This is a genomic window from Pseudomonas sp. NPDC089406 (assembly GCF_044900265.1).
GTDB classification, from domain to species: Bacteria; Pseudomonadota; Gammaproteobacteria; order Pseudomonadales; family Pseudomonadaceae; genus Aquipseudomonas; species Aquipseudomonas fakonensis.
The window spans coordinates 99,119-118,814 of record NZ_JBJDNC010000006.1; the positions used below are offsets into that span (position 1 = coordinate 99,119).

14 protein-coding genes are annotated in these 19,696 nt (G+C 62.8%); 7 read left to right on the top strand and 7 right to left on the bottom strand.

Annotation, left to right across the window (positions count from 1 at the left end; genetic code table 11):
- Positions 1 to 1,023: 1,023 nt before the first annotated feature.
- The 4 genes from ACI2KK_RS06265 to ACI2KK_RS06280 all read left to right on the top strand — a co-directional run bounded on the left by ACI2KK_RS06265 (position 1,024) and on the right by ACI2KK_RS06280 (position 5,149).
- Entirely contained in the window at positions 1,024 to 2,061 is a 1,038-nt protein-coding gene (locus ACI2KK_RS06265; protein WP_404668274.1) for a helix-turn-helix transcriptional regulator, read from the top strand.
- A gap of 25 nt (positions 2,062 to 2,086) precedes the next feature.
- Complete coding sequence (locus ACI2KK_RS06270; protein WP_404668275.1) at positions 2,087 to 3,187, top strand: hypothetical protein; 1,101 nt, start codon at positions 2,087 to 2,089, stop codon at positions 3,185 to 3,187.
- A 67-nt stretch (positions 3,188 to 3,254) separates the two neighbouring features.
- Positions 3,255 to 4,877, top strand: coding sequence for a hypothetical protein (locus ACI2KK_RS06275; protein ID WP_404668276.1), 1,623 nt, complete (start codon positions 3,255 to 3,257; stop codon positions 4,875 to 4,877).
- A complete protein-coding gene (locus tag ACI2KK_RS06280; RefSeq protein WP_404668277.1) occupies positions 4,874 to 5,149 on the top strand; it encodes a YkgJ family cysteine cluster protein in 276 nt (91 codons plus the stop codon). The genes ACI2KK_RS06275 and ACI2KK_RS06280 overlap by 4 nt, the downstream gene beginning before the upstream one ends.
- 138 nt (positions 5,150 to 5,287) lie before the next feature.
- Here ACI2KK_RS06280 and ACI2KK_RS06285 read toward each other — a convergent pair whose 3' ends face one another.
- Both ACI2KK_RS06285 and ACI2KK_RS06290 read right to left on the bottom strand, forming a co-directional pair.
- Positions 5,288 to 7,693, bottom strand: a complete 2,406-nt coding sequence (locus ACI2KK_RS06285) for a TonB-dependent siderophore receptor (protein WP_404668278.1) — start codon at positions 7,691 to 7,693, stop codon at positions 5,288 to 5,290.
- 279 nt (positions 7,694 to 7,972) lie between these two features.
- Positions 7,973 to 9,304, bottom strand: a complete 1,332-nt coding sequence (locus ACI2KK_RS06290; RefSeq protein ID WP_404668353.1) for an MFS transporter — start codon at positions 9,302 to 9,304, stop codon at positions 7,973 to 7,975.
- A 436-nt stretch (positions 9,305 to 9,740) separates the two neighbouring features.
- Here ACI2KK_RS06290 and ACI2KK_RS06295 point away from each other — a divergent pair, with 436 nt between their 5' ends.
- A complete protein-coding gene (locus tag ACI2KK_RS06295; protein ID WP_404668279.1) occupies positions 9,741 to 10,718 on the top strand; it encodes a hypothetical protein in 978 nt (325 codons plus the stop codon).
- Positions 10,719 to 10,902: 184 nt separating this feature from the next.
- On the opposite strand, the gene ACI2KK_RS06300 is transcribed toward ACI2KK_RS06295, so the two are convergent.
- Positions 10,903 to 11,934 (bottom strand): YhcG family protein, encoded by a 1,032-nt coding sequence (locus ACI2KK_RS06300; protein WP_404668280.1) that lies wholly within the window; start codon positions 11,932 to 11,934, stop codon positions 10,903 to 10,905.
- Positions 11,935 to 12,053: 119 nt separating this feature from the next.
- Positions 12,054 to 13,445 carry an amino acid permease gene (locus tag ACI2KK_RS06305; protein WP_369989556.1) on the bottom strand — a complete coding sequence of 464 codons (1,392 nt, stop codon included), beginning with the start codon at positions 13,443 to 13,445 and terminating at the stop codon, positions 12,054 to 12,056.
- 427 nt (positions 13,446 to 13,872) lie between these two features.
- Here ACI2KK_RS06305 and ACI2KK_RS06310 point away from each other — a divergent pair, with 427 nt between their 5' ends.
- Entirely contained in the window at positions 13,873 to 15,072 is a 1,200-nt protein-coding gene (locus ACI2KK_RS06310) for an NAD-dependent formate dehydrogenase (RefSeq protein WP_404668281.1), read from the top strand.
- A 5-nt stretch (positions 15,073 to 15,077) separates the two neighbouring features.
- Positions 15,078 to 15,554, top strand: a complete 477-nt coding sequence (locus tag ACI2KK_RS06315; protein ID WP_404668282.1) for an HPP family protein — start codon at positions 15,078 to 15,080, stop codon at positions 15,552 to 15,554.
- Between the two features lie 545 nt (positions 15,555 to 16,099).
- Here the strand turns inward: ACI2KK_RS06315 and ACI2KK_RS06320 are convergent.
- From ACI2KK_RS06320 to ACI2KK_RS06330, 3 genes are all read right to left on the bottom strand, one after another.
- Entirely contained in the window at positions 16,100 to 16,996 is an 897-nt protein-coding gene (locus ACI2KK_RS06320; protein ID WP_404668283.1) for a LysR family transcriptional regulator, read from the bottom strand.
- Positions 16,997 to 17,149: 153 nt separating this feature from the next.
- Positions 17,150 to 18,493 carry an MFS transporter gene (locus tag ACI2KK_RS06325; RefSeq protein ID WP_217841669.1) on the bottom strand — a complete coding sequence of 448 codons (1,344 nt, stop codon included), beginning with the start codon at positions 18,491 to 18,493 and terminating at the stop codon, positions 17,150 to 17,152.
- A 164-nt stretch (positions 18,494 to 18,657) separates the two neighbouring features.
- Positions 18,658 to 19,608, bottom strand: coding sequence for a 2-hydroxyacid dehydrogenase (locus ACI2KK_RS06330; protein WP_404668284.1), 951 nt, complete (start codon positions 19,606 to 19,608; stop codon positions 18,658 to 18,660).
- Positions 19,609 to 19,696 lie beyond the last annotated feature (88 nt).

The following is a 19,696-nucleotide window of genomic DNA, read 5'->3' on the forward strand; positions in this document are numbered from 1 at the left end:
AGACAACTGTGCCCGAGGCTGATGAACGGCTGTGCCGCTGGTTTGATCGCAGTCCTGACGCCGATTCTACGCCCACTGTCGGAGCAGGAGCTCGCACAGGTCTGTCGTAGGTGAACGACGCTCCGCTCGGCCGAGCTTGGCCAGAGGTCGGCTACCGAGCGACACCACTGATTGTCGCCAGGCGAGGAATCGATGTCATGGTATTCCAACTGGTATCCCGGCTTGGAGCTCCAACCTCACATTATGATTATTAATCAACATATTACCGAGCTCATTCAAATCCCCCCGGCTCGCCCACGAACGTCTTTTCTGTGCCTGAAGTACCGTAACAATGCCCCCCGATCAGGAGAAATCTTCAGAAAGGACTGCCGCAAAATCCATTTGTTGAATACCCCCGCCCCCTGCCCCCCAAGAAACCCTCCCCCTCACGTGCTCTCCCCCCACAAAATCGCCTGTCGCCATTCCCCCCACTGCCCTTGCCTCTCAAGAAGGTACATCCATGCCAACCACTCCTCCGCCCTACACCTTGGCCTTCCAGGACTGCGTCTAGAAGCAGACCTCCCAGACGATGACGCGCCAGCCCTGAACGGTGCCATGTTCATCCACTGCCCCACCTGCCCCCCTCCGCTTCAGCTTCGCACCGCCACTCGAAAGCAAGTCCTCAAAACACACCTCAAGCAATTCCTGCCGCTCCACCGCTGAAGCGTCACCAGCGCGACACAGCTTGTCGCCCCCCCTGCGCACAATAAACCTCATCTCACAGAGGACCTGACGATGAAAAACCTGCTCGCAACCATCGGATTCTTCGTAGTGCTGACCAAAGGCTACGCGTTCTACCGCGAATACAACGAGATGAAACGCGAGCGCGCAGCGCGCCAGCCTGCCGCAGGCTGAATCGAAGCGAAATTCCCCGGCGCCCCCTCCTAACAACTAATGGCATAAAGCCATTCTATTGAGTAGGATTCCGCTCAACTTGACGCCAGCCTCTGGCGCTCGGTCGAGACATAGAACCAGGAAGTTGCCATGTCACAAGCGAAGGATACGCTGCTCAGGCTGTTTGCATTGCTGCGTCTGATACCCACCGAACCTCAGCGCATTGCAACACCAACCCTGCTCGAAAAACTCCATGACAGAGGCTTCTCGGTCACCCTGCGCTCGATCCAGCGAGACTTGAGTCGGTTGTCGATCCCGTTCTCCCTGCAATGCGACGACAGCGAGACGCCCTTCCGCTGGAGCTTTACCCGCGAGGCACCTCTCAAGCTGGAAGACATGGACGCGCCGACTGCATTGGCGCTGTTCCTCTCGGAAAGCCACCTAAGCCCGATTCTGCCGCAAAGTGTTCTGGACCAACTGGGTCCGCAGTTTCGTCGCGCTCGCAATTTCCTCCAGGGATTGGGAGGCAATGGCCTGGCCGACTGGGCAAAGCGCGTGCGCTCGCTCCCCAATGGCAAGACCCTGCTCCCGGCGCAGCTCAGTGCACACACGTGGGCCCAGGTATCGGCCGGCCTGCTGGAGCGTAAGCAGCTGGAGGTGGCCTACCGTAGCCGCAGCAAGGGCAAGCTCAAGCGCTTTCGCCTGCACCCGGCGGGCCTGGTGTCCCGCCATTGCGTGAGCTACCTGCTGGCCTCCGTGAATGACTACAGCGACCTACGCCAGTTTGCCCTGCACCGCATCAACGAGGTGAGCGTGCTCGATGACGCCGCCAACGTGCATGAAAGCTTCGACGTGGACGCCTACATCGCCAGCGGCGTTTTCAGCCACCGCGAAGCCGAAGCCGAGATCGAGCTGCTCGCCGACATACGCCCACAGATCGCAGACCTGCTCCGTGAAACACCACTGAGCCAACAACAGACGTTGTCCGGCCCTTGCGAACAGGGCTGGTACCGCCTTCAGGCCACGGTGCCACTGGACCGCGAAACGCTCTACTGGATCTTCGCCCTGAACGACAACATTCGCCTGTACGCACCTCAGGTATGGGTAGATGAGATTCGCGATCGATTGAATTCGATGCTGGCCCTTTACCAGAACGCTCACCTGAATCCCCAACCGCAACCTGCCTGACCCCAACACTCAAAAGGACATTGCCATGCCACTTCCTCTCATCCTTGGCGCCGCGGCGCTGGTAAGCGCAGCCTACGGAGCCAAGAAAGGCTACGACGGCTATCAGAAGCACTCGGAAGCCGATGACATCGTCAACGCTGCCAAAGCGCGTTATGCCGACAAGAAGGACGCATTCGACGCACAGGAGAAAGCAACCAACGCCGCACTGGAGACGCTGGGCCGGGATGAGTTGGAGATCGGCAAGAAGTTCGACGAATTCAAGACACTCGCCAACGACTTGCTGGAGAAGCTCAACGCAGACCGCCAGGACAAGCTGAAGATCAATATTCCGAAGCACAAGCTGCAGAGCATCGAGAGCTACAGCTACACCGCTGTGGGTGTGCTCGGGGCCACCGCAGGTGCGGGCCTGGCCGGCGCGGCCGCCGGGTTTGCCGTATACGGCGGCGTCATGGCGCTGGGCGCAGCCTCCACCGGCACCGCCATCTCGTCGCTGGCCGGAGTTGCGGCAACCAACGCAACGCTGGCAGCAATCGGCGGCGGCTCGCTCGCTACTGGTGGCCTGGGCATGGCCGGCGGTACTGCCATTCTGGGCGCTGCGGTAGCAGGCCCAGTGCTGGCAATCGCCGGCTGGGCTTACAACAGCCATGGCGAAGAAGCACTGAAGAATGCGCACAAGGCAGACCGCGAAGTAGACAGTGCGATCACCAAGCTGCAAAAAGCCCAGCAGCAGTTGAGCAAGGCAGAAGACTACGCCTTCGACATCAACGACGTGCTCAAGTCGGTATATGGACAGTTCGACAAGTACTTCGAACATCTCAAGTACGTAGCCCGCCGTATCGAAGACATGCGTTCGCGCAAGCTCGACCCACAGGCTGAAATGGCCAGCATGAGCGAGACCATCGTACGTGCAATCAACAACGGCTTTACCCTGGCCGCGATCCTGGTCGACCTGATCACTACCCCGCTGTTCAAGGTCAAAGAAGTGAACGGCAATGTGGTCAAGGACAAGAACGACATCCCGGTCATGGCGACCGATGCCGATGGTTCGATGATCCTCAACAGCGCCAAGCTGGACGAGCAGATCAGCGAAACCAAGGCCAAGGCGCAAGGCGTCGAGCCCGCCTGATGCCCCGCGCGGGGCCGAAAAGGCCCCGCCACCGCTTGCCCTTCACTCATTCGTCATGGACGCTCCTATGCACGCCGCAGCGCAAGAATTCCCCTGGGCCGAAGAGCTCGAAAGAACGGTTATCACCAGCCTCACCACCAGCTTTGGCCTGGACTTCCTGCTGTTCAAGGACAAGCTGGGTGGCGAGGTGGACACCATCCACAACGTGCGCAACGGGGTTTGGGCGACCGAGGCAGAAAAGCAACGCTTCGAACAACGTGGCGAGTATGACTCCACGCCATACCACCAACACGCGAACTACATTGCCACCGGCCAGCGAGACAAGGCCAGCCAGGCGGCGGGCACCCTGGACGACCCTTATCGCAATACGGTGATGGCTGCCCATGAACAACGCAACCTGGACCATGTAATCAGCGCCAAGGAAATCCACGATGATGCTGGCCGGGTGCTGGCCGGTCTCAGTGGTGTGGAGCTGGCCAACCAGAGCAGCAACCTGCAGACCACTCACGAGACGGTCAACAAGTCGAAGAAACAGACGCCGATCAACGAATACCTGGACAGGCTGCCTGGCCTGATATCCAACCATGAAAAATCGCTGGCTGGTGACCGTGCACGCCTGACGAAAATGCCGCGCGACACCCCGCAGCAGCAGCATGAAGCTCGCGCACTGGAAGACAAGATCCGCAAGACCGAGAGCAAGATCAACGAGCTCAAGGCCGTGGACCCAGAAGGCATGCGCAAGCGTGATGCAGAGGCCCGCGCGCCCTACGACCAGCAGATCAACGCGGCCTATTACACCAGCAGCGCATTTCTGCACCAGACCGCGCGCGCGTCCGGGGCAGCCGGTTTGGCAATGGGTACACGCCAGATGCTCGGGCTGGTGATGGCAGAGGTCTGGTTCGAACTGCGTGCGCAACTTCCGGAGCTGCTGGACAAGCTCAAACACAAGTTCAGCCTGGAAGCCTTCGTCGACAGCTTCACCAAGTCACTCAAGGGCATCTGGGCCCGGGTGCGAAAGCGTTTCAAAGACTTCCTCACAGCCTTCAAGGATGGCGTGTTCGCCGGAGTGCTTGGCAGCCTGAGCACCACGGTGTTCAACATCTTCGCCACCACCCAGGCAATGGCGATCAAAATCATCCGTGAGCTGTGGGGCCAACTGGTCAAGGCCATCAAAGTGATGGTGTTCAACCCTGACCAACTCAGCTTCGTGGAGCAGTGCCAGGCGGTGACATCGTTGCTGTCGGTGGGCGTTTCCACGGTGGTAGGCACCATGGCCTACACCCAACTGGTGCCATTGCTGAGCTTCCCGTTCGGCACAGAGCTGGCCGCGTTTGCCGGTGCGCTGGTAACAGGCGTGATGACCCTGGGCTTGAACTACTTCCTGCTGCACAGCGCGATGGCTCGCAAGCTCTGGGCATTCATCGAATCGCTGACGCCGCACGCCGGCACGGTGCGCGAATTCCAGGCGCTCAACGCAGAACTGGACCGTTACCTGCTGGAACTGAGCCGGCTGGAGTTCAACATGGACGTGGAGGAGTTGCAGGCCTTTACCTTGGAGCTCGAAGCGTGCAATGACGAGATCCAACGCAGTGCGATTCTCAAGCAGGCAGTGGAGGCACGCGGTATCGATTTGCCGTTCGAGGTAGGTAACACGGCCAGCACGCGCAGTTGGCTGGCTTCGCTGGTATGACGCTACCGGCGTTCCCTTGTAGTCAATGCGGGCTGTGTTGCCGCAGTGTGCACTTGGCAGAACAAACGCAGTACCTTGATCGAGGGGATGGCGCTTGTCGGCATTACAACGATGCCGACAAGCGCTGCCTGATCTACGAGACCCGCCCGGACATCTGCCGGGTCGACCGGCAGTACCGAATGCACTATGCCGAGCGATTCAGCTGGGAGGCATTTGTCGAGGCAAATGTTGAGGTCTGCAAGATCCTGCAGGATCAGGACCACCTGAACTGAGCGGCCGAGTTGCGCCGTGGTTTTGCAAATAGGTGTCGTGCGTACGCAACCCTACGCTGTTCTGCTGAAGACAAAAAGGACATCCAGGGCCCGCTTAAAGCGGGCCCTTCCCTTTCACAATACCGCTCCCCTCTCACCTCACCAGCTATAACTAACCTTAGCCGTAACCTCCCGCCCCGGGTTGTAGTAATTCGCCGTCCCCGCCCCCACCACATGCTGCTCATTCAGGAGGTTACTAACGTTGACCGCCAGGTCCGTCCCCTTGGCAATCTTGTAATTAAACGCCGCATCAAACAGCGTAGTCCCTTCGGTGCGCTTGGTATTGGCCGCATCCATGTAGTAAGCCCCCACATACCGCGCCCCCAACCCCACGCTCACATCGGTCCCGGGCAAATCGTAGTAGCTCCACAACGAAGCGGTGTGGTTCGGCGCAGTGGTGAACTCATTACCTTCAAGCGAAGTACCGTCACGCAAGGTGCCACGCAGCACATCCGACTTCATATACGAGTAGGCACCGATCAGGCTCAACTCCTGGGTCACCTGCACCTTGGCCTCCAGGTCCAACCCGCGGGCGCGGGACTCGCCCACGTTCTGCTGCTCGATAATCCCGCTAGGCAACACCACGGCAATGCTCACGTTCTCCTGGGTAAGGTCGTACACAGCCGCGGAGAACATGGCGTCCATCTCCATCGGCGAGTACTTCACGCCCACTTCGTACTGGCGGCCGGTTTGCGGGGTCACGCCCACCTGGGGCGGCGAGACGGACTCGACCATGCTCACGTAGGTCGACACTTCGTCGGTGACGATGTAGGTCAAGGCGCCGCGGTAGGAGGTGGCGTTGTAGTGGTCGCGCTCATCGATGGTGGTGGGGGTGCTGAACAGGTTGTAGCCCTTGCTGCTCAGGTCCATCGAGTCGTTGCGCACACCGGCGGTGACGATGAAGCGGTCGTAGAACGACAGGTTCTGCTGCAGGAACACGGCCTTGGTGGTGACGTCGTTCTTCTTCGCGGTGTAGGGCGCAAGCGTTGCCGGCACGCCGGTGAAGACCGGGTTGGCGATGTCGATCGACGACACGGTGTCGTACACCGAGCTCTCTTTGGTCGAGGAGTTGAGGTACTCCACGCCCACCAGGCTGCTGCTGTCGATGTGCTCGAACTGGTGGTCGTACTGCAGCATCAGGTTGCCGTTGAACTGGTTGGCATCGCTGTCGGTGCCCAGCAGGTAACGGGGGATGGTGGTGCCCACGCGCGTGGCGGAGTCGCTCAGGTAGACGTAGCCGTAGTTGTCGGTCAGCTCGCTGTAGCGCAGGTTGCCGCGCAGCACGAAGCCGTTGTCGAAGTCGTGGGTGATGTTGCTGCTGAGGCTGGTGCGCTCGACGTCGTGGTAGTTGTAGCTGGGCTCGCCGTAGAACTTGTCGCGGTCGTACTCCTTGTCCAGCGGGTAGCCGCCGCTGTTGGGGGAGCTGTTGGTCTTGAGGTAATCGAGAATCACCGTGGCCGAGGTGTAGTCGGTGGGGGCCCAGGTCAGGCCGCCCATCACGAAGCGGTTGTCGTCCTGCGAGTGCTCGTACTCGCGGTCGCTGTTCTGCATCTTGGCGGTGAAGCGGCCGGCGAGGGTGTTGCTTTCGTTCAGCGAATCGCCCACGTCGATGCCGGTTTCGCGGTGGTTGTACGAGCCGTAGGTAACGTAACCCTGGCCGAACTGCTCGAAGCGCGGCTGCTTGGTGACGAAGTTCACCGAACCGCCTGGGTCGGCCGGGCCGAACAGGGTGGAGTTGGCGCCACGCAGGATTTCAATGCGCTCGTAGGCGAACGGGTCTTCGCGCACGCCGCGCATCGAGCTCAGGGTCAGGCCGTCGCGGTAGGTGGTGGCCTGGAAGCCGCGAATCTGGAAGTAGTCGTTGCGGTCGTCACTGCCGTAGAAGTCGCTGACCACGCCGGGGGTGTACAGCAGGGCTTCTTCGGTGGTGCTGACGCTGCGTTGCTCAAGCTCCTTGCGGGTCACCACCGACACCGAGGCCGGGGTGTTGAGGATGCTGGTGGCCACTTTGCCGCCGACCCAAAGCTCCTTGGCCACTACCGAGTTGCTGTCATCGCCGGCATCCACCTTCACCTTGGCGTTGATGATCACCGGGGCCAGGCGGTAGTCCTCGGTGGCGCCGATTTCCAGCGGGCCGGCGGGCTTTGCTGGCACTACCAGCAGGTAGGCGGTGGGGGTTTGCTGGTCGACTTGCAGGTCGTTGCCTTGCAGCAGTGCGGCCAGGGCGGTTGGGGTGTCGAGGGCGCCGCTGACGCCGCGGGTGGTGCGCCCGGCCACGCTGGCGGCCTCATACGACAGGCTGATGCCGGCCTCGCGAGCGAAGCGGTCGAGTGCCGGGGCCAGCGGGCCGGCCGGGATGTTCCACTGCTGCACCGGGCTGTGCTGCCCGGCGGGCGCGGTTTGCGCCAGGGCCGGCAGGGTGTGGCTGCCGACCAGCAGGCCCAGGGCAGCGGCCTGGATGGCGCGGCTCAGGGGGTGGCGCAGTGGGATCGGGGACGCACTCATTTTCTCGCTCCGTACGGGGTCGACAGGTTGGCCTGTATTGCGGCCTTTTCTGCTTGCCGAACGAGAATGAGAAAGTACCTCATTTATTTTTGAATATTGAATCGGGGATCGGGGTGTAGTGCTGCGCGCCACACCTTTTGTAGGAGCGGCCTTGTGTCGCGAAAGGGCTGCGCAGCAGCCCCGGCAATCCCGGGTGATGCCGAGACCCTGGGGCCGCTGCGCGCCCCTTTCGCGACACAAGGCCGCTCCTACAGAGGCGGCGTCAACTCAATGAATCCCTCAACGCGCCAGCGACGCGGCCCGCTCCAGGCTCATGCCCTTGGTCTCCGGCGCCAGCCACACCGACACGATCAGGCCGACCACCGACACCACCGCCGCAATCAACATGGTGTTGTTGATGCCCAGGTGCAGCAGCGATACCGGCACCAGCCAGGTGCCCGCCGCCGAGCCGATGCGCGACATCGACGCGCCCATGCCCACGGCGAACGCACGAATTTCAGTGGGGAACAGCTCGTTCGGGTACACCAGCTCCAGCACCTGCGCGCCACCGATGAACAGCGCATAGGCACCGAACAGCACCAGCACCAGAATCTCGGAGCCATCGGAGAACACGCCCAACCCCAGCAGTGCCAGGCTCGACCACAGGAAGCTGTGGATGATCAGCGGCCGGCGCCCGAGGGTGTCGATCATCTTGGTGGCGACGATGCAACCAACCACGAACAGCAGGGTAATCAGCACCGAGCCGTACGATGCCCAGGCGCCCTTCAAATTCAGCGCCCCCAGCACCACCGGCGCGAAGGAGTACACCGCAAACATCGGCACCACCGCCGCGCTCCAGAACACCGAGACGAACAGCATGCGTTTGCCGTAGCCCGAACGCACCAGGTCCAGCAGGGTGACCTTCTGCTCGGCATCCTGGGCGGGCACGTTGGCCAGCGAGAACGAGGCGCCGTACACCTGCTTGATGATGCGTTCGGCTTCATCCAGGCGGCCTTTGCTCATCAGCCAGCGCGGCGACTCGGGGGTTTTCAGGCGCACGATGAACAGCAGCGCGCCGAGTACCGCGGAGCTTGCCAGGGCCAGGCGCCAGGCTTCGTCACCGCCGTAGGCGAGGATCAGGTTGCCGACGATGTACGACAGCGCCGCACCGGCAAACCACAAGATGGTCAGGCCGGCCAGGCGCGGGCCGCGGTTTTTCTGCGGTAGGAATTCAGTGAGCAGCGAGCCTGCCACCGGGTATTCCAGGCCGACGCCGATGCCCACCAAGAAGCGCAGGATGAACAGCGCCATGCCCGACTCGACCCAGAAGCTGCCCACAGAACCTACGATGAACAGGATGGGGCCAACGAAGAACAGGCGCTTGCGGCCGATCTTGTCGGTCAGCCAACCGCACAGGAAGCTGCTGAAAAAGGTGCCGAGCATGGCCGAGGCGGCCACCAGGCCCTGCCAGAACGAGTCCAGCTTCAGGTAGTCGGAAAACTGCACGATGACCACGCCGATGATGCTCAGGATGTAGCCATCCAGCACCCAGCCGCCGCCGGCGCGAGCGGTCATCAGTTGGTGGAAGCCATTGATTGGTACATCTTCGATGGAAGTATTGTTCTTGTTCATCATACCCAGCCCCTTCGGCATTGATTATTTTCGGGCAAACAGCGCCCGTGCCCGGGATAACTCCCAAGCGCAACAGCGGCATAATCAATGCGCGGATTTTTTATATTTAACGGCGGCAAGGCCGCCTGACTGCAACTGGCCCTGGAGTGCCTAAATGGCCAGTAGTTCGGCGGATTAGAGCGCCCGCTTTGGCTGGCTGTCAACGCGCTTATAGCGGCTTTCGGCTGTCCGGTACGTTATAGTCTCGTTTTGGCCAGTTCACGACTTGCCGGGAATATTCATCACCTGCAAAACAGTTAAATTATTGCCCTGTAACATGGCCATAACTTCAACTTTCAAAATGCTCGAAAGTTACAGCTATTTCATCGCGGCCTGAAACCATACAGGTAAGCTAGTATGTGCCAGCCCATTGCGGGCTCCTCAAAGGTACGCCTGCATGCAACGCCTGTGGATAACCGCCCTGCTCGCCCTGCTGCTTTGCGCTCATGCCAACGCCGCAGCGCAAACCCTGCACCTCGGCCAGGGCCCGGGTTACGACTTGCTCGTCTATGGCAATGCCGACCAGCCCCAGGCCCGGCGCGCGGTGATCATCGTCCATGGCGTGCGGCGCAACGCCGAGGACTATTACCGCAGCGGCAAAGCGCTGCTGCACAACGCCGGCCTCGACCACGCGAGCACCTTGCTGCTGGCCCCCAACTTTCTTACCGCAAGCGACCCGCAGGCCCGCGCCAGCATGCCGCTGTGGCCCAAGGGCCTGTGGATGCATGGCAGCGAATCGACCGATGGCCAGCGCGGCATCGCCGCCTTCAGCGTGCTCGACGATTTGCTCACCTACCTGGCCGACCGCCAGCGTTATCCACAGCTGCAGGAGATCGTGCTGATCGGCCATTCAGCCGGCGCGCAGTTGATGCAACGCTACGCCGTGCTGGGTGAGGGCCAGGCGCAAGGCATCCGGGTGCGCTATGTGGTTTCCAGCCCGTCTTCGTACCTGTACCTGGACCGCAACCGGCCGCAGGGTGATGGCTTTACCGACCAAGGCCTGTGCCCGGGCTATGACCGCTACCGCTATGGCCTGGAGCAACCACCGGCCTATCTCGCCCGCCAGGGGCTGGATGCGCGCCAGTTGTTCCGGCGTTACGCCGGGCGGGATGTGATCTACATGGTCGGGGCGCAAGACAACCATGCCGACAGCAAGGTCATGGACCACAGCTGCGGCGCCGAGGCCCAGGGGCGCAATCGGGTCGAGCGGCAGTTGGGTTATTTACGCTATGAGGGGTTTCTGTCCCGGGCCTGGGGCGTGGCCATTGCCCACCGGCAGTTTCAGGTGCCGGGTGTGGGGCACAGTGCCGAGCGGTTGCTTGCGGCGCCAGTGGTTGCGCGGGGCTTGTTTGCAAAACCTGCGAGCAAATCGTGATTTTGCATGATGCCGAAATCCCGGGGCCGCGTTGCGGCCCATCGCGACACAAGGCCGCTTCCCACAGGGACCGCATAGCCCTCAGGTCTGCGTTACACCTGTAGGAGCCGGCTTGCCGGCGATGAGGCCGGCACAGGCTGCACAAGGCAGTTGCCCCCATACAAAACCCGGCTGCACCCCAGTATCAATCCCTAACCCCCAACGCATAAAACTCCTGCAACTTGGCCTGCAACAACGCCTTGTCCGGCAGCCGTGTCTGGTACTCGGCAATTAACGCAGGCGACAGGCTGCGGTTGAGGGCGTACTCGACCACTTCATCTTCCTTGCTGGCGCACAACAGCACACCAATCGCCGGGTTCTCGTGGGCCTTGCGTTCGTTGCGGTCCAGCGCTTCAAGGTAAAAGTCCAGCTTGCCCAGGTACTCGGGCTCAAAGCGCCCCACCTTCAACTCGATGGCCACCAGGCAGTTCAAACCGCGATGGAAGAACAACAAATCCAAAGCGAAATCGCGGCTACCAACCTGCAACGGATACTCCGACCCGACGAAGCAGAAGTCCCGGCCCAGCTCGATCAGAAAATCTCGCAGGCGGGCCAGCAGCCCCTGATGCAGGTCGGCTTCTGCATGCCCGCCCGGCAGGTCGAGAAACTCGATCATGTACGCATCGCGAAACACATCAAGCGCGGTGGGGTGGGCCTGTGTCAGGGCCGCCGAGGCCTTGGCCGGTTGCGCCAAGCTGCGTTCGAACAGCGAGGCCTTGAGCTGGCGCTCGAGCTCGCGCTTCGACCATTTCTCCTGAACAGCCATACGCAGGTAAAAAGCCCGCTCTTCAAGCCGCTTGCACTGGCTGAAAATGGCCAGGTTATGGCTCCAAGGCAATTGTCTCACCAGTGGTGAGACAATTTGATCATCCCGATACGCTTCATAAAACTGGCGCATCCGGAACAGGTTCACACGGGTAAAGCCTCGCAACCCCGGCTGAGTAAGCGCCAGATGCTGCGCCAGTTGGCTGATCACTCCATCGCCCCACTCAGCCCTTTCCAGCTTGCGGCTGATATACGCCCCCACCTGCCAGTACAACTCGATCAACTGCGTGTTCACCGTCTGTACCGCGCGCTGACGGGCAGATTGGATCAACGTCAGGACCTCATCGAAACGCTCATCCTTGGTCGCCTGCGCAGCGCTCGGCGACCGTTCCTCACTGGGTGTGCTCTTCATGCAACGACTCCCTGGCAAAACCCGGAGTCTATGCCCGCCCTCCCGCATAATCGCCCACACAACTGTTGCAAAAAGAAAGGGGCGCCCTCTGGCGCCCCTCCCCGTTCACACCTGCCAAATCACCCCGCCGACCGCGCCGCCACCGCGCGCTTGTGCCCGCGCGTGGTCACAATCCCGAGGAACGAAATCACAATCGCCAGGCTCAACGTGGCGCTCACCTCGGCCCGGTGCTCTTCGGTGTACATCATCACCGCCAGCGCCCCGCTGATGAAAATGATCACCGCCCAGGTCAGGTACGGGAACAGCCACATGCGGAACTTGAGGTTGGCGTTCTCGCGCTCCAGCCGCCCACGCATACGCAGCTGCGAAATGGCGATCACCAGGTACACCAGCAGCGCGATGGCGCCACTGCTGGCCAGCAAGAACTCGAACACGCCCTTGGGTGCGAAGTAGTTGAGGATGGCAATCGCCGCGCCGATCAGCGTGCTGCCAAACACTGCGGCGCGCGGCACGCCCACCTTCGAGGTGTTCTTCAGCATGGCCGGGGCATCGCCGCGCTTGGCCAGCGAGTACATCATCCGCGAGGCAATGTAGATCGACGAGTTCATGCAGCTGGTCACCGCGATCAGCACCACGAAGTCCACCATCAGCGCCGCGTTGGGGATGTTCATGATTTCCAGCGCGCGCTGGTACGAGCCCACCACCGCGAGCTGCGGGTCGTTCCACGGCACCACCGAGATGATCACGAAGATCGACAGGATATAGAAGGTGCTGATGCGCCAGATCACCGAGCGGGTGGCCTTGGCGATGTTGCGCGCCGGGTCACTGGACTCGGAGGCGGCGATGGTCACCGCCTCGGTGCCGATGAAGCTGAACATCACGGTGATGAACGCCCCCACCACCGCCGACCAGCCCTTGGGCGCGAAGCCGCCGTACTCGTTGACCAGGGTGCTCAGGCCGCTGACCTCGCGGTTGGGCAGCCAGCCCATCAGCGCGGCGAAGCCCAGGCCGATGAAGCCCAGAATGGCGGTGACCTTGAGGATGGCGAACCAGAACTCGAACTCGCCGTACTTGGCCACGCTGAACAGGTTGGTGCAGGCCAGCAGCAGCACCGAGGCCAGGGCGAAGATCCAGCTGTCCACCTGGGGGAACCAGGCGTTGAGCACATGCCCCGCGGCCAGTGCCTCGATGGGGATCACCAGCACCCAGAACCACCAGTACAACCAGCCGATGGTGTAGCCGGCCCAGCGGCCGATGGCCTGGTCGGCATAGGTGGAAAACGAGCCGGTATCGGGGTGGGCCACGGCCATTTCGCCGAGCATGCGCATCACCAGCACTACCAAAGTGCCAGCCACGAAGTAAGAAATTATGGTGGCGGGGCCGGCCGCCGCAATGGCGTGCCCGGAGCCCACGAAAAGCCCTGCACCGATGATGCCGGCAATCGACAGCATCGTTACATGACGTGGCTTGAAACCTTGTGCAAGGTTGCCATCAGTTCCCACGGTGTTCATTGATCTTGTTCTCTTTTTGCTGACACAAGGAAGGGGCAGAAGGCGTAGGCGAAACAGTATCTCCTTGAAAAACAATCAGAATGACACGTCGCTCACGCTCTGTTGTTGACCTTGTTCACGCTTTCACAGAGCAACGCACCAGCGAATTCGAGGTTCATTTAAGCCGCGTGGGGCATGGGGAAATTATTCGAGAACGCCCCGAAGGTGCGCGATCACGACACGGCATTTCCGTTCACGCCAGATGTCGCGATTGGCTTGTCTGAAAACGACAAGTGCCATCAAAAAGCCTTTAGCCAGGGCTTTGCGGCTTGATAACCCACGCCTATCTCGCCATCCGGTCAAACGATTGGCCGCCCGGCCTCTGCCTGGTCAACCATCGGCGGCATGCGGCAACCCTGCGCCGCATGCCAATGACAAGGAGAAGATGATGGCCAAGATTGTCTGCGTGCTTTACGACGACCCGGTAACCGGCTACCCGCAAAGCTATGCCCGCGATGACCTGCCCAAGCTCGAGCGCTACCCCGACGGGCAGACCCTGCCGACCCCGCACGCCATCGACTTCAAGCCCGGTGCGTTGCTCGGCAGCGTCGGCGGTGAACTGGGCCTGCGCAAGTACCTGGAAAGCCAGGGCCACCAGCTGGTGGTCACCTCCAGCAAGGACGGCGCCGACAGCGTGCTGGACCGCGAGCTGCATGACGCCGAAATCGTCATCTCGCAGCCGTTCTGGCCGGCCTACATGACCGCCGAGCGCATCGCCAAGGCGCCAAAGCTGAAGATGATCGTCACCGCCGGCATCGGCTCGGACCACACCGACCTGCAGGCGGCCATGGAGCGCGGCATCACCGTCGCCGAAGTCACCTACTGCAACAGCCACAGCGTGGCCGAGCACGTGCTGATGATGATCCTTGGCCTTGTGCGCAACTACATCCCGTCCTACAACTGGGTGGTCAAGGGCGGCTGGAACATCGCCGACTGCGTGGCCCGCGCCTACGACCTCGAAGGCATGAACGTCGGCACCGTGGCCGCCGGGCGCATCGGCCTGCGGGTGCTGCGCCTGCTCAAGCCGTTCGACGTCAAGCTGCACTACATGGACCGCCACCGCCTGCCCGAAAGCGTGGAACGTGAGCTCAACCTCACCTACCACAGCACCCTCGAAAGCCTGGCCAAGGTCTGCGACGTGGTCACCCTGAACTGCCCGCTGCACCCGGAAACCGAGCACATGATCAACCAGGACACGCTGAAGTTCTTCAAGCGCGGCGCCTATCTGATCAACACCGCGCGCGGCAAACTGTGCGACCGCAACGCCATCGCCGCGGCGCTGGAAAGCGGCCAGCTGGCCGGTTACGCCGGTGACGTGTGGTTCCCGCAGCCGGCCCCGGCCGACCACCCGTGGCGGCACATGCCGCACCACGGCATGACCCCGCACATCTCCGGTACCACCCTGTCGGCACAGGCGCGCTATGCCGCCGGCACCCGCGAGATCCTCGAGTGCTACTTCGAGAACCGGCCAATCCGCGAGGAATACCTGATTGTCCAGGGTGGCAACCTGGCTGGCGTCGGCGCGCACTCCTACAGTGCCGGCAACGCCACCGGCGGCTCCGAAGAAGCCGCGCGCTTCAAGCGCTGACCGGCATGACGGCCTCTACAACCGCCGTCAGCACCCCGGCCCGACGCCGTACAGCAGTGATCCTGCTGGCCGGCCTCGGCTCGCTGGCAGGCTTGGGCGCGGTGGGCGCCCTCGCCCACTTCAGCAGCAATGCCTGGGTGATGGGCTCCTTCGGCGCTTCGTGCGTGCTGTTGTTCGGTTTCCCCGACGGGCCGTTCTCGCGGCCGCGCAACCTGGTCGGCGGGCACCTGCTGTCGTCTGCCATCGGTTTGCTGGTGCTGCACCTGTGCGGGCCGGACTGGTACTTCATGCCACTGGCCGGGGCCTTGGCGTTGATGCTGATGCTGGCCACCGACACCGTACACCCGCCGGCCGGCAGCAACCCGGTGATCATCTTCCTGGCCCAGCCGGGGTGGGATTTTCTGGTGTTGCCAACCCTAGCGGGGGCGCTGGTGCTGTTGGTCATCAGCCAAGTATGGCGCCGGGCCGCCCGGCCCAGGTAAGCCTGTGCCGGCCCTATCGCCGGCAAGCCGGCTCCTACAGGTACAGCGCAGGTCTGACAGGCATGCGGTCCCTGTAGGAGCGGGCTTGCCCGCGATAGGGCCGCCACGGTCTTGTACTGCCTGCACTGGCCTCATCGCCGGCAAGCCGGCTCCTACAGGTGCAGCGCAGGTCTGACGGGCACGCGATCCCTGTAGGAGCGGGCTTGCCCGCGATAGGGCCGCCTGCACTGGCCTCATCGCCGGCAAGCCGGCTCCTACAGGTGCAGCGCAGGTCTGACGGGCACGCGATCCCTGTAGGAACGGGCTTGCCCGCGATAGGGCCGCCTGCACTGGCCTCATCGCCGGCAAGCCGGCTCCTACAGGTGCAGCACAGGTCTGACAGGCACGCGGTCCCTGTAGGAGCGGGCTTGCCCGCGATAGGGCCGCCTGCACTGGCCTCATCGCCGGCAAGCCGGCTCCTACAGGTACAGCGCAGGTCTGACGGGCATGCGGTCCCTGTGGGAGCGGGTTTACCCGCGAAGAGGCCGGCACAGCCACAACCCGGCTCAAGGCAAAACCCGATCCGCCCACCCCTGCAAATCCAGGCTCTCCAGCTCGCGCAACGCCGCCGCCAGCAACGGGCTGCGCACCGCCTCGTCACGCACCAGCAAACCGATCTCGCGGTTCAACGCCGGCACCAGCAGCCGCGCCGCCAATGGCCCGTCCACCTGGCACAACACGCTGTGCGGCAAGATGCTGTACAACCCAGCATGGCGCACATGGGCGCACAGCGCCGTCAGCGAATCAGTCTCCACCCGCGGCTGCACCGCCAGCCCCAGGCGCTGGAACATCGCATCGATGCCCTGGCGGCACTGCATCTTCTTCGCCAGCAGGCATAGCGGCAGTTGCGCCGCCTCTTCCCAGCCGATCGGCCCGGTCTGCTCACCCTCGCTACCGCTCACCAGCACATAACGCTCGCGAAACACCGTGCGCACCGAACAGGCCGCCAACGGCTGGTCATCGAGGTAGCTCAGGCCCACATCCAGCTCGAAGGCATCCAGGCGCTGGAGAATTTCCTGGGCCGACAAGGTCTGGATTTCATGGCGCATGCGCGGGTAGCGCTCAAGGCAACGCTGGGTCAGCAGCGGCACCAGCGGCAAGGCCGCCGGGATCACGCCGATGCGCAAGGTGCCCACCGGGTCGCCTTCATCGGCGCGGGCATCCTGGCGCAACCCTTCGCAGTCGGCCAGCACCCGCCGGGCCCAGGCCAGTACCCGCTCGCCGTCCTGGGTAAAACCCTCGAAACGCCGGCCGCGCTGGACGATGACGATGCCCAGTTCTTCTTCGATGCTGCGAATCGCGCCAGACAAAGCCGGCTGCGAAACATGGCAGGCCTGAGCGGCGCGGCCGAAGTGTTTTTCCCGGGCCAGGGCGACCAGGTAATTGAGCTGGCGAATGAACATGGCAGCAAGCACTCCTGCCAGGCACTCCGGCGCATCCGTGGGCCTGGTCGTGTTGTTGTGGCGCGGCGCACAAGGGCACCGCGCTGGCAGTATCACGTGTGCAGCGCCCATAAAAAAGCCCCGGTTTCCCGGGGCCCTGTTGCCGGCGTCTGCCTACGCCTGCCCGGTACGCTCGAAGCGACGGGCCAGCAACAGGTAAGCGAAGATCCCCAGCACGCCATGGGCGGCCACGAACCAGAGTGCGTTGTGGAACGAGCCGGTGCTGGCCACCACGTAGCCGATCACCAGCGGGGTAACGATGCCGGCGATGTTGCCGATGCCGTTGAACACGCCGCCGCACAGGCCGACCATCTTCTTCGGCGCCACATCCGACAGCACCGCCCAGCCCACCGCCGCCAGGCCCTTGCCGAAAAAGGCCAGGGTCATCAGCGCGATCACCGCGGCGTTGCCGTCCACATAGTTGGCCAGCACCAGGCTGGTAGACAACGCCATGCCGATCACGAACGGGGTCTTGCGCGCCTTGGACGGGTGCACGCCGCGGCGGATCAGGCAGTCGGAGACGAAGCCGCCGAGAATGCCGCCGGTAAACCCGCAAATCGCCGGCAGCGCCGCCACCCAGCCGGCCTCCATGATGGTCATGCCGCGGCCCTTGATCAGGTAGATCGGGAACCAGGTAATGAAGAAGTAAGTCAGCGCGGTGATGCAGTACTGCCCCAGGTACACCGCCCACAGGTTGCGGCTGGTAAACAGCTGGGCAAGCTCGGCGCGGGTGGGTTTGCTTTTGGTGGTCTTGCGTTCTTTCTCAAGGTCCACCAGCGCGCCGCCTTCGCGCATGTAGTCGAGCTCTTCGCGGCTCAGGCCGGGGGCGCTGTGCGGCTCGTGGTACAACCTGAACCACACCACCGCCAGCACCAGGCCGAGCACACCCATCCAGATGAACACCTGCTCCCAGCTCAGGCTGTGGGTCATCCACGCCATCAGCGGGGCGAACACCACCACGGCCATGTACTGCGCCGAGTTGAACAGCGCCGAGGCGGTGCCGCGCTCACGGGTGGGGAACCAGCAACTGACGATGCGCGAGTTGGCCGGGAACGCCGGCGACTCCACCAGACCCAGCATGAAGCGCAGTGAGAACAGCGCCACCGCCGCCGACACCCCGGCCAGGCCCATCCAGCCCACGGTGCCCTGCAGCAGGGTGAACAGCGACCAGAGGATCAGGCTGATGCCATACACCCGGCGCGCGCCGAAGCGGTCGAGCAGCCAGCCGCCGGGCACCTGGCCCAGGGCGTAGGCCCAGGCAAAGGCCGAGAAGATCATGCCCAGCATCACCGGGTCCAGGCCCAGGTCGCTGAGCACCTGGGTGCCGGTGATCGACAGGGTGGCGCGGTCGGCGTAGTTGATCACGGTGATGACGAAGATCAGTGCCAGAACCAGAAAACGATGGCGGCCGATAGCGGCCACGGTCGACGCGGGGGCGACGGCGGATTTGCTGTGCATGTGGACCCTCTTGCTTCTCGACGGAAGCGATTGTTCTTGTGGAAAGAAGGTGTGGCCCTTGGGCCTTGTGTTGCCTGTTCTGGCCCTATCGCCGGCAAGCCGGCTCCTACAGTGGTCGGTGCGCATGCAGTACCTGTGGGAGCGGGTTTACCCGCGAAGAGGCCCTAAAGGTCGATCACCCCGTTCGGCGGCACCTCACCGGCAAAACAGGCCTTGAGGTTGTTCAATACCATCGCGCCCATCTCCAGCCGGGTCTGCAGGGTGGCGCTGCCGCGGTGCGGCTGCAGGCTGACCTGGTTCAGGTCACGCAGCGCCGGCGGCACATACGGCTCGTCAACGAACACATCCAGGCCGGCACCGGCAATGCGCCCATCGCGCAAGGCTTCGACCAAGGCGTCTTCATCCACCAGCTTGCCGCGCGCCACGTTGACCAGATAACCGTCCGGCCCCAGCGCTTCGAGCACCTCGCGGGTCACCAGCACCTGCCCGCCATCGGCGGAGGCGGCCAGCACCAGCACGTCCACCGAGCGCGCCAGCGCCACCAGGTCGGCCTCATAGCGGTAACCGCTGCCTGGCTGCTCACGCCGCCCGTTGTAGGCAATGCGCATGTCGAATGCCGCAGCACGTTTGGCAATCGCCTTGCCCACCGCACCCAGCCCGACAATGCCCAGCTCGATACCACTGACCTTGCGCGCCAGCCCCAGGTTGACCGTGCCCCACAGCCCGTCGCGCACCAGCCGCTCACCCTCGCCCAGGCGGCGCAGGGTGCTGATGATCAGGCCCATGGCCAGGTCCGCCACATCGGCGGTGAGCACGCCCGGCGTGGTGGTCACCTGGATGCCGCGGCTGGCGGCGTGGCGCAGGTCTACCGCGTCGGTGCCGATGCCGCTGATGGCGATGATCTCGAGCGCCGGCAACTGGTCCATCAAGGCGTTGGAAAGGCCCTTGGCGCCACCGGTGACCACGCCGCGAATGCGCGGGCCCACCTCGTCCAGCAACTGTTGCGGGTGGTCGTGCTGGTACAGCCGATGCACCTGATAAGCCGCCACCAGCTCGGCATCGATGGCCTCGGGCACAGGCTGGGTCAGCAGTAGGTCGATGGTGTTCTGGTTCATCTCAAGTACCCGGCAGTTCGAAGTTCATGCATCGATCCTAGGCCGGCATTCGATACAGGTCTAATATAGATACAGCATCGAATAATCC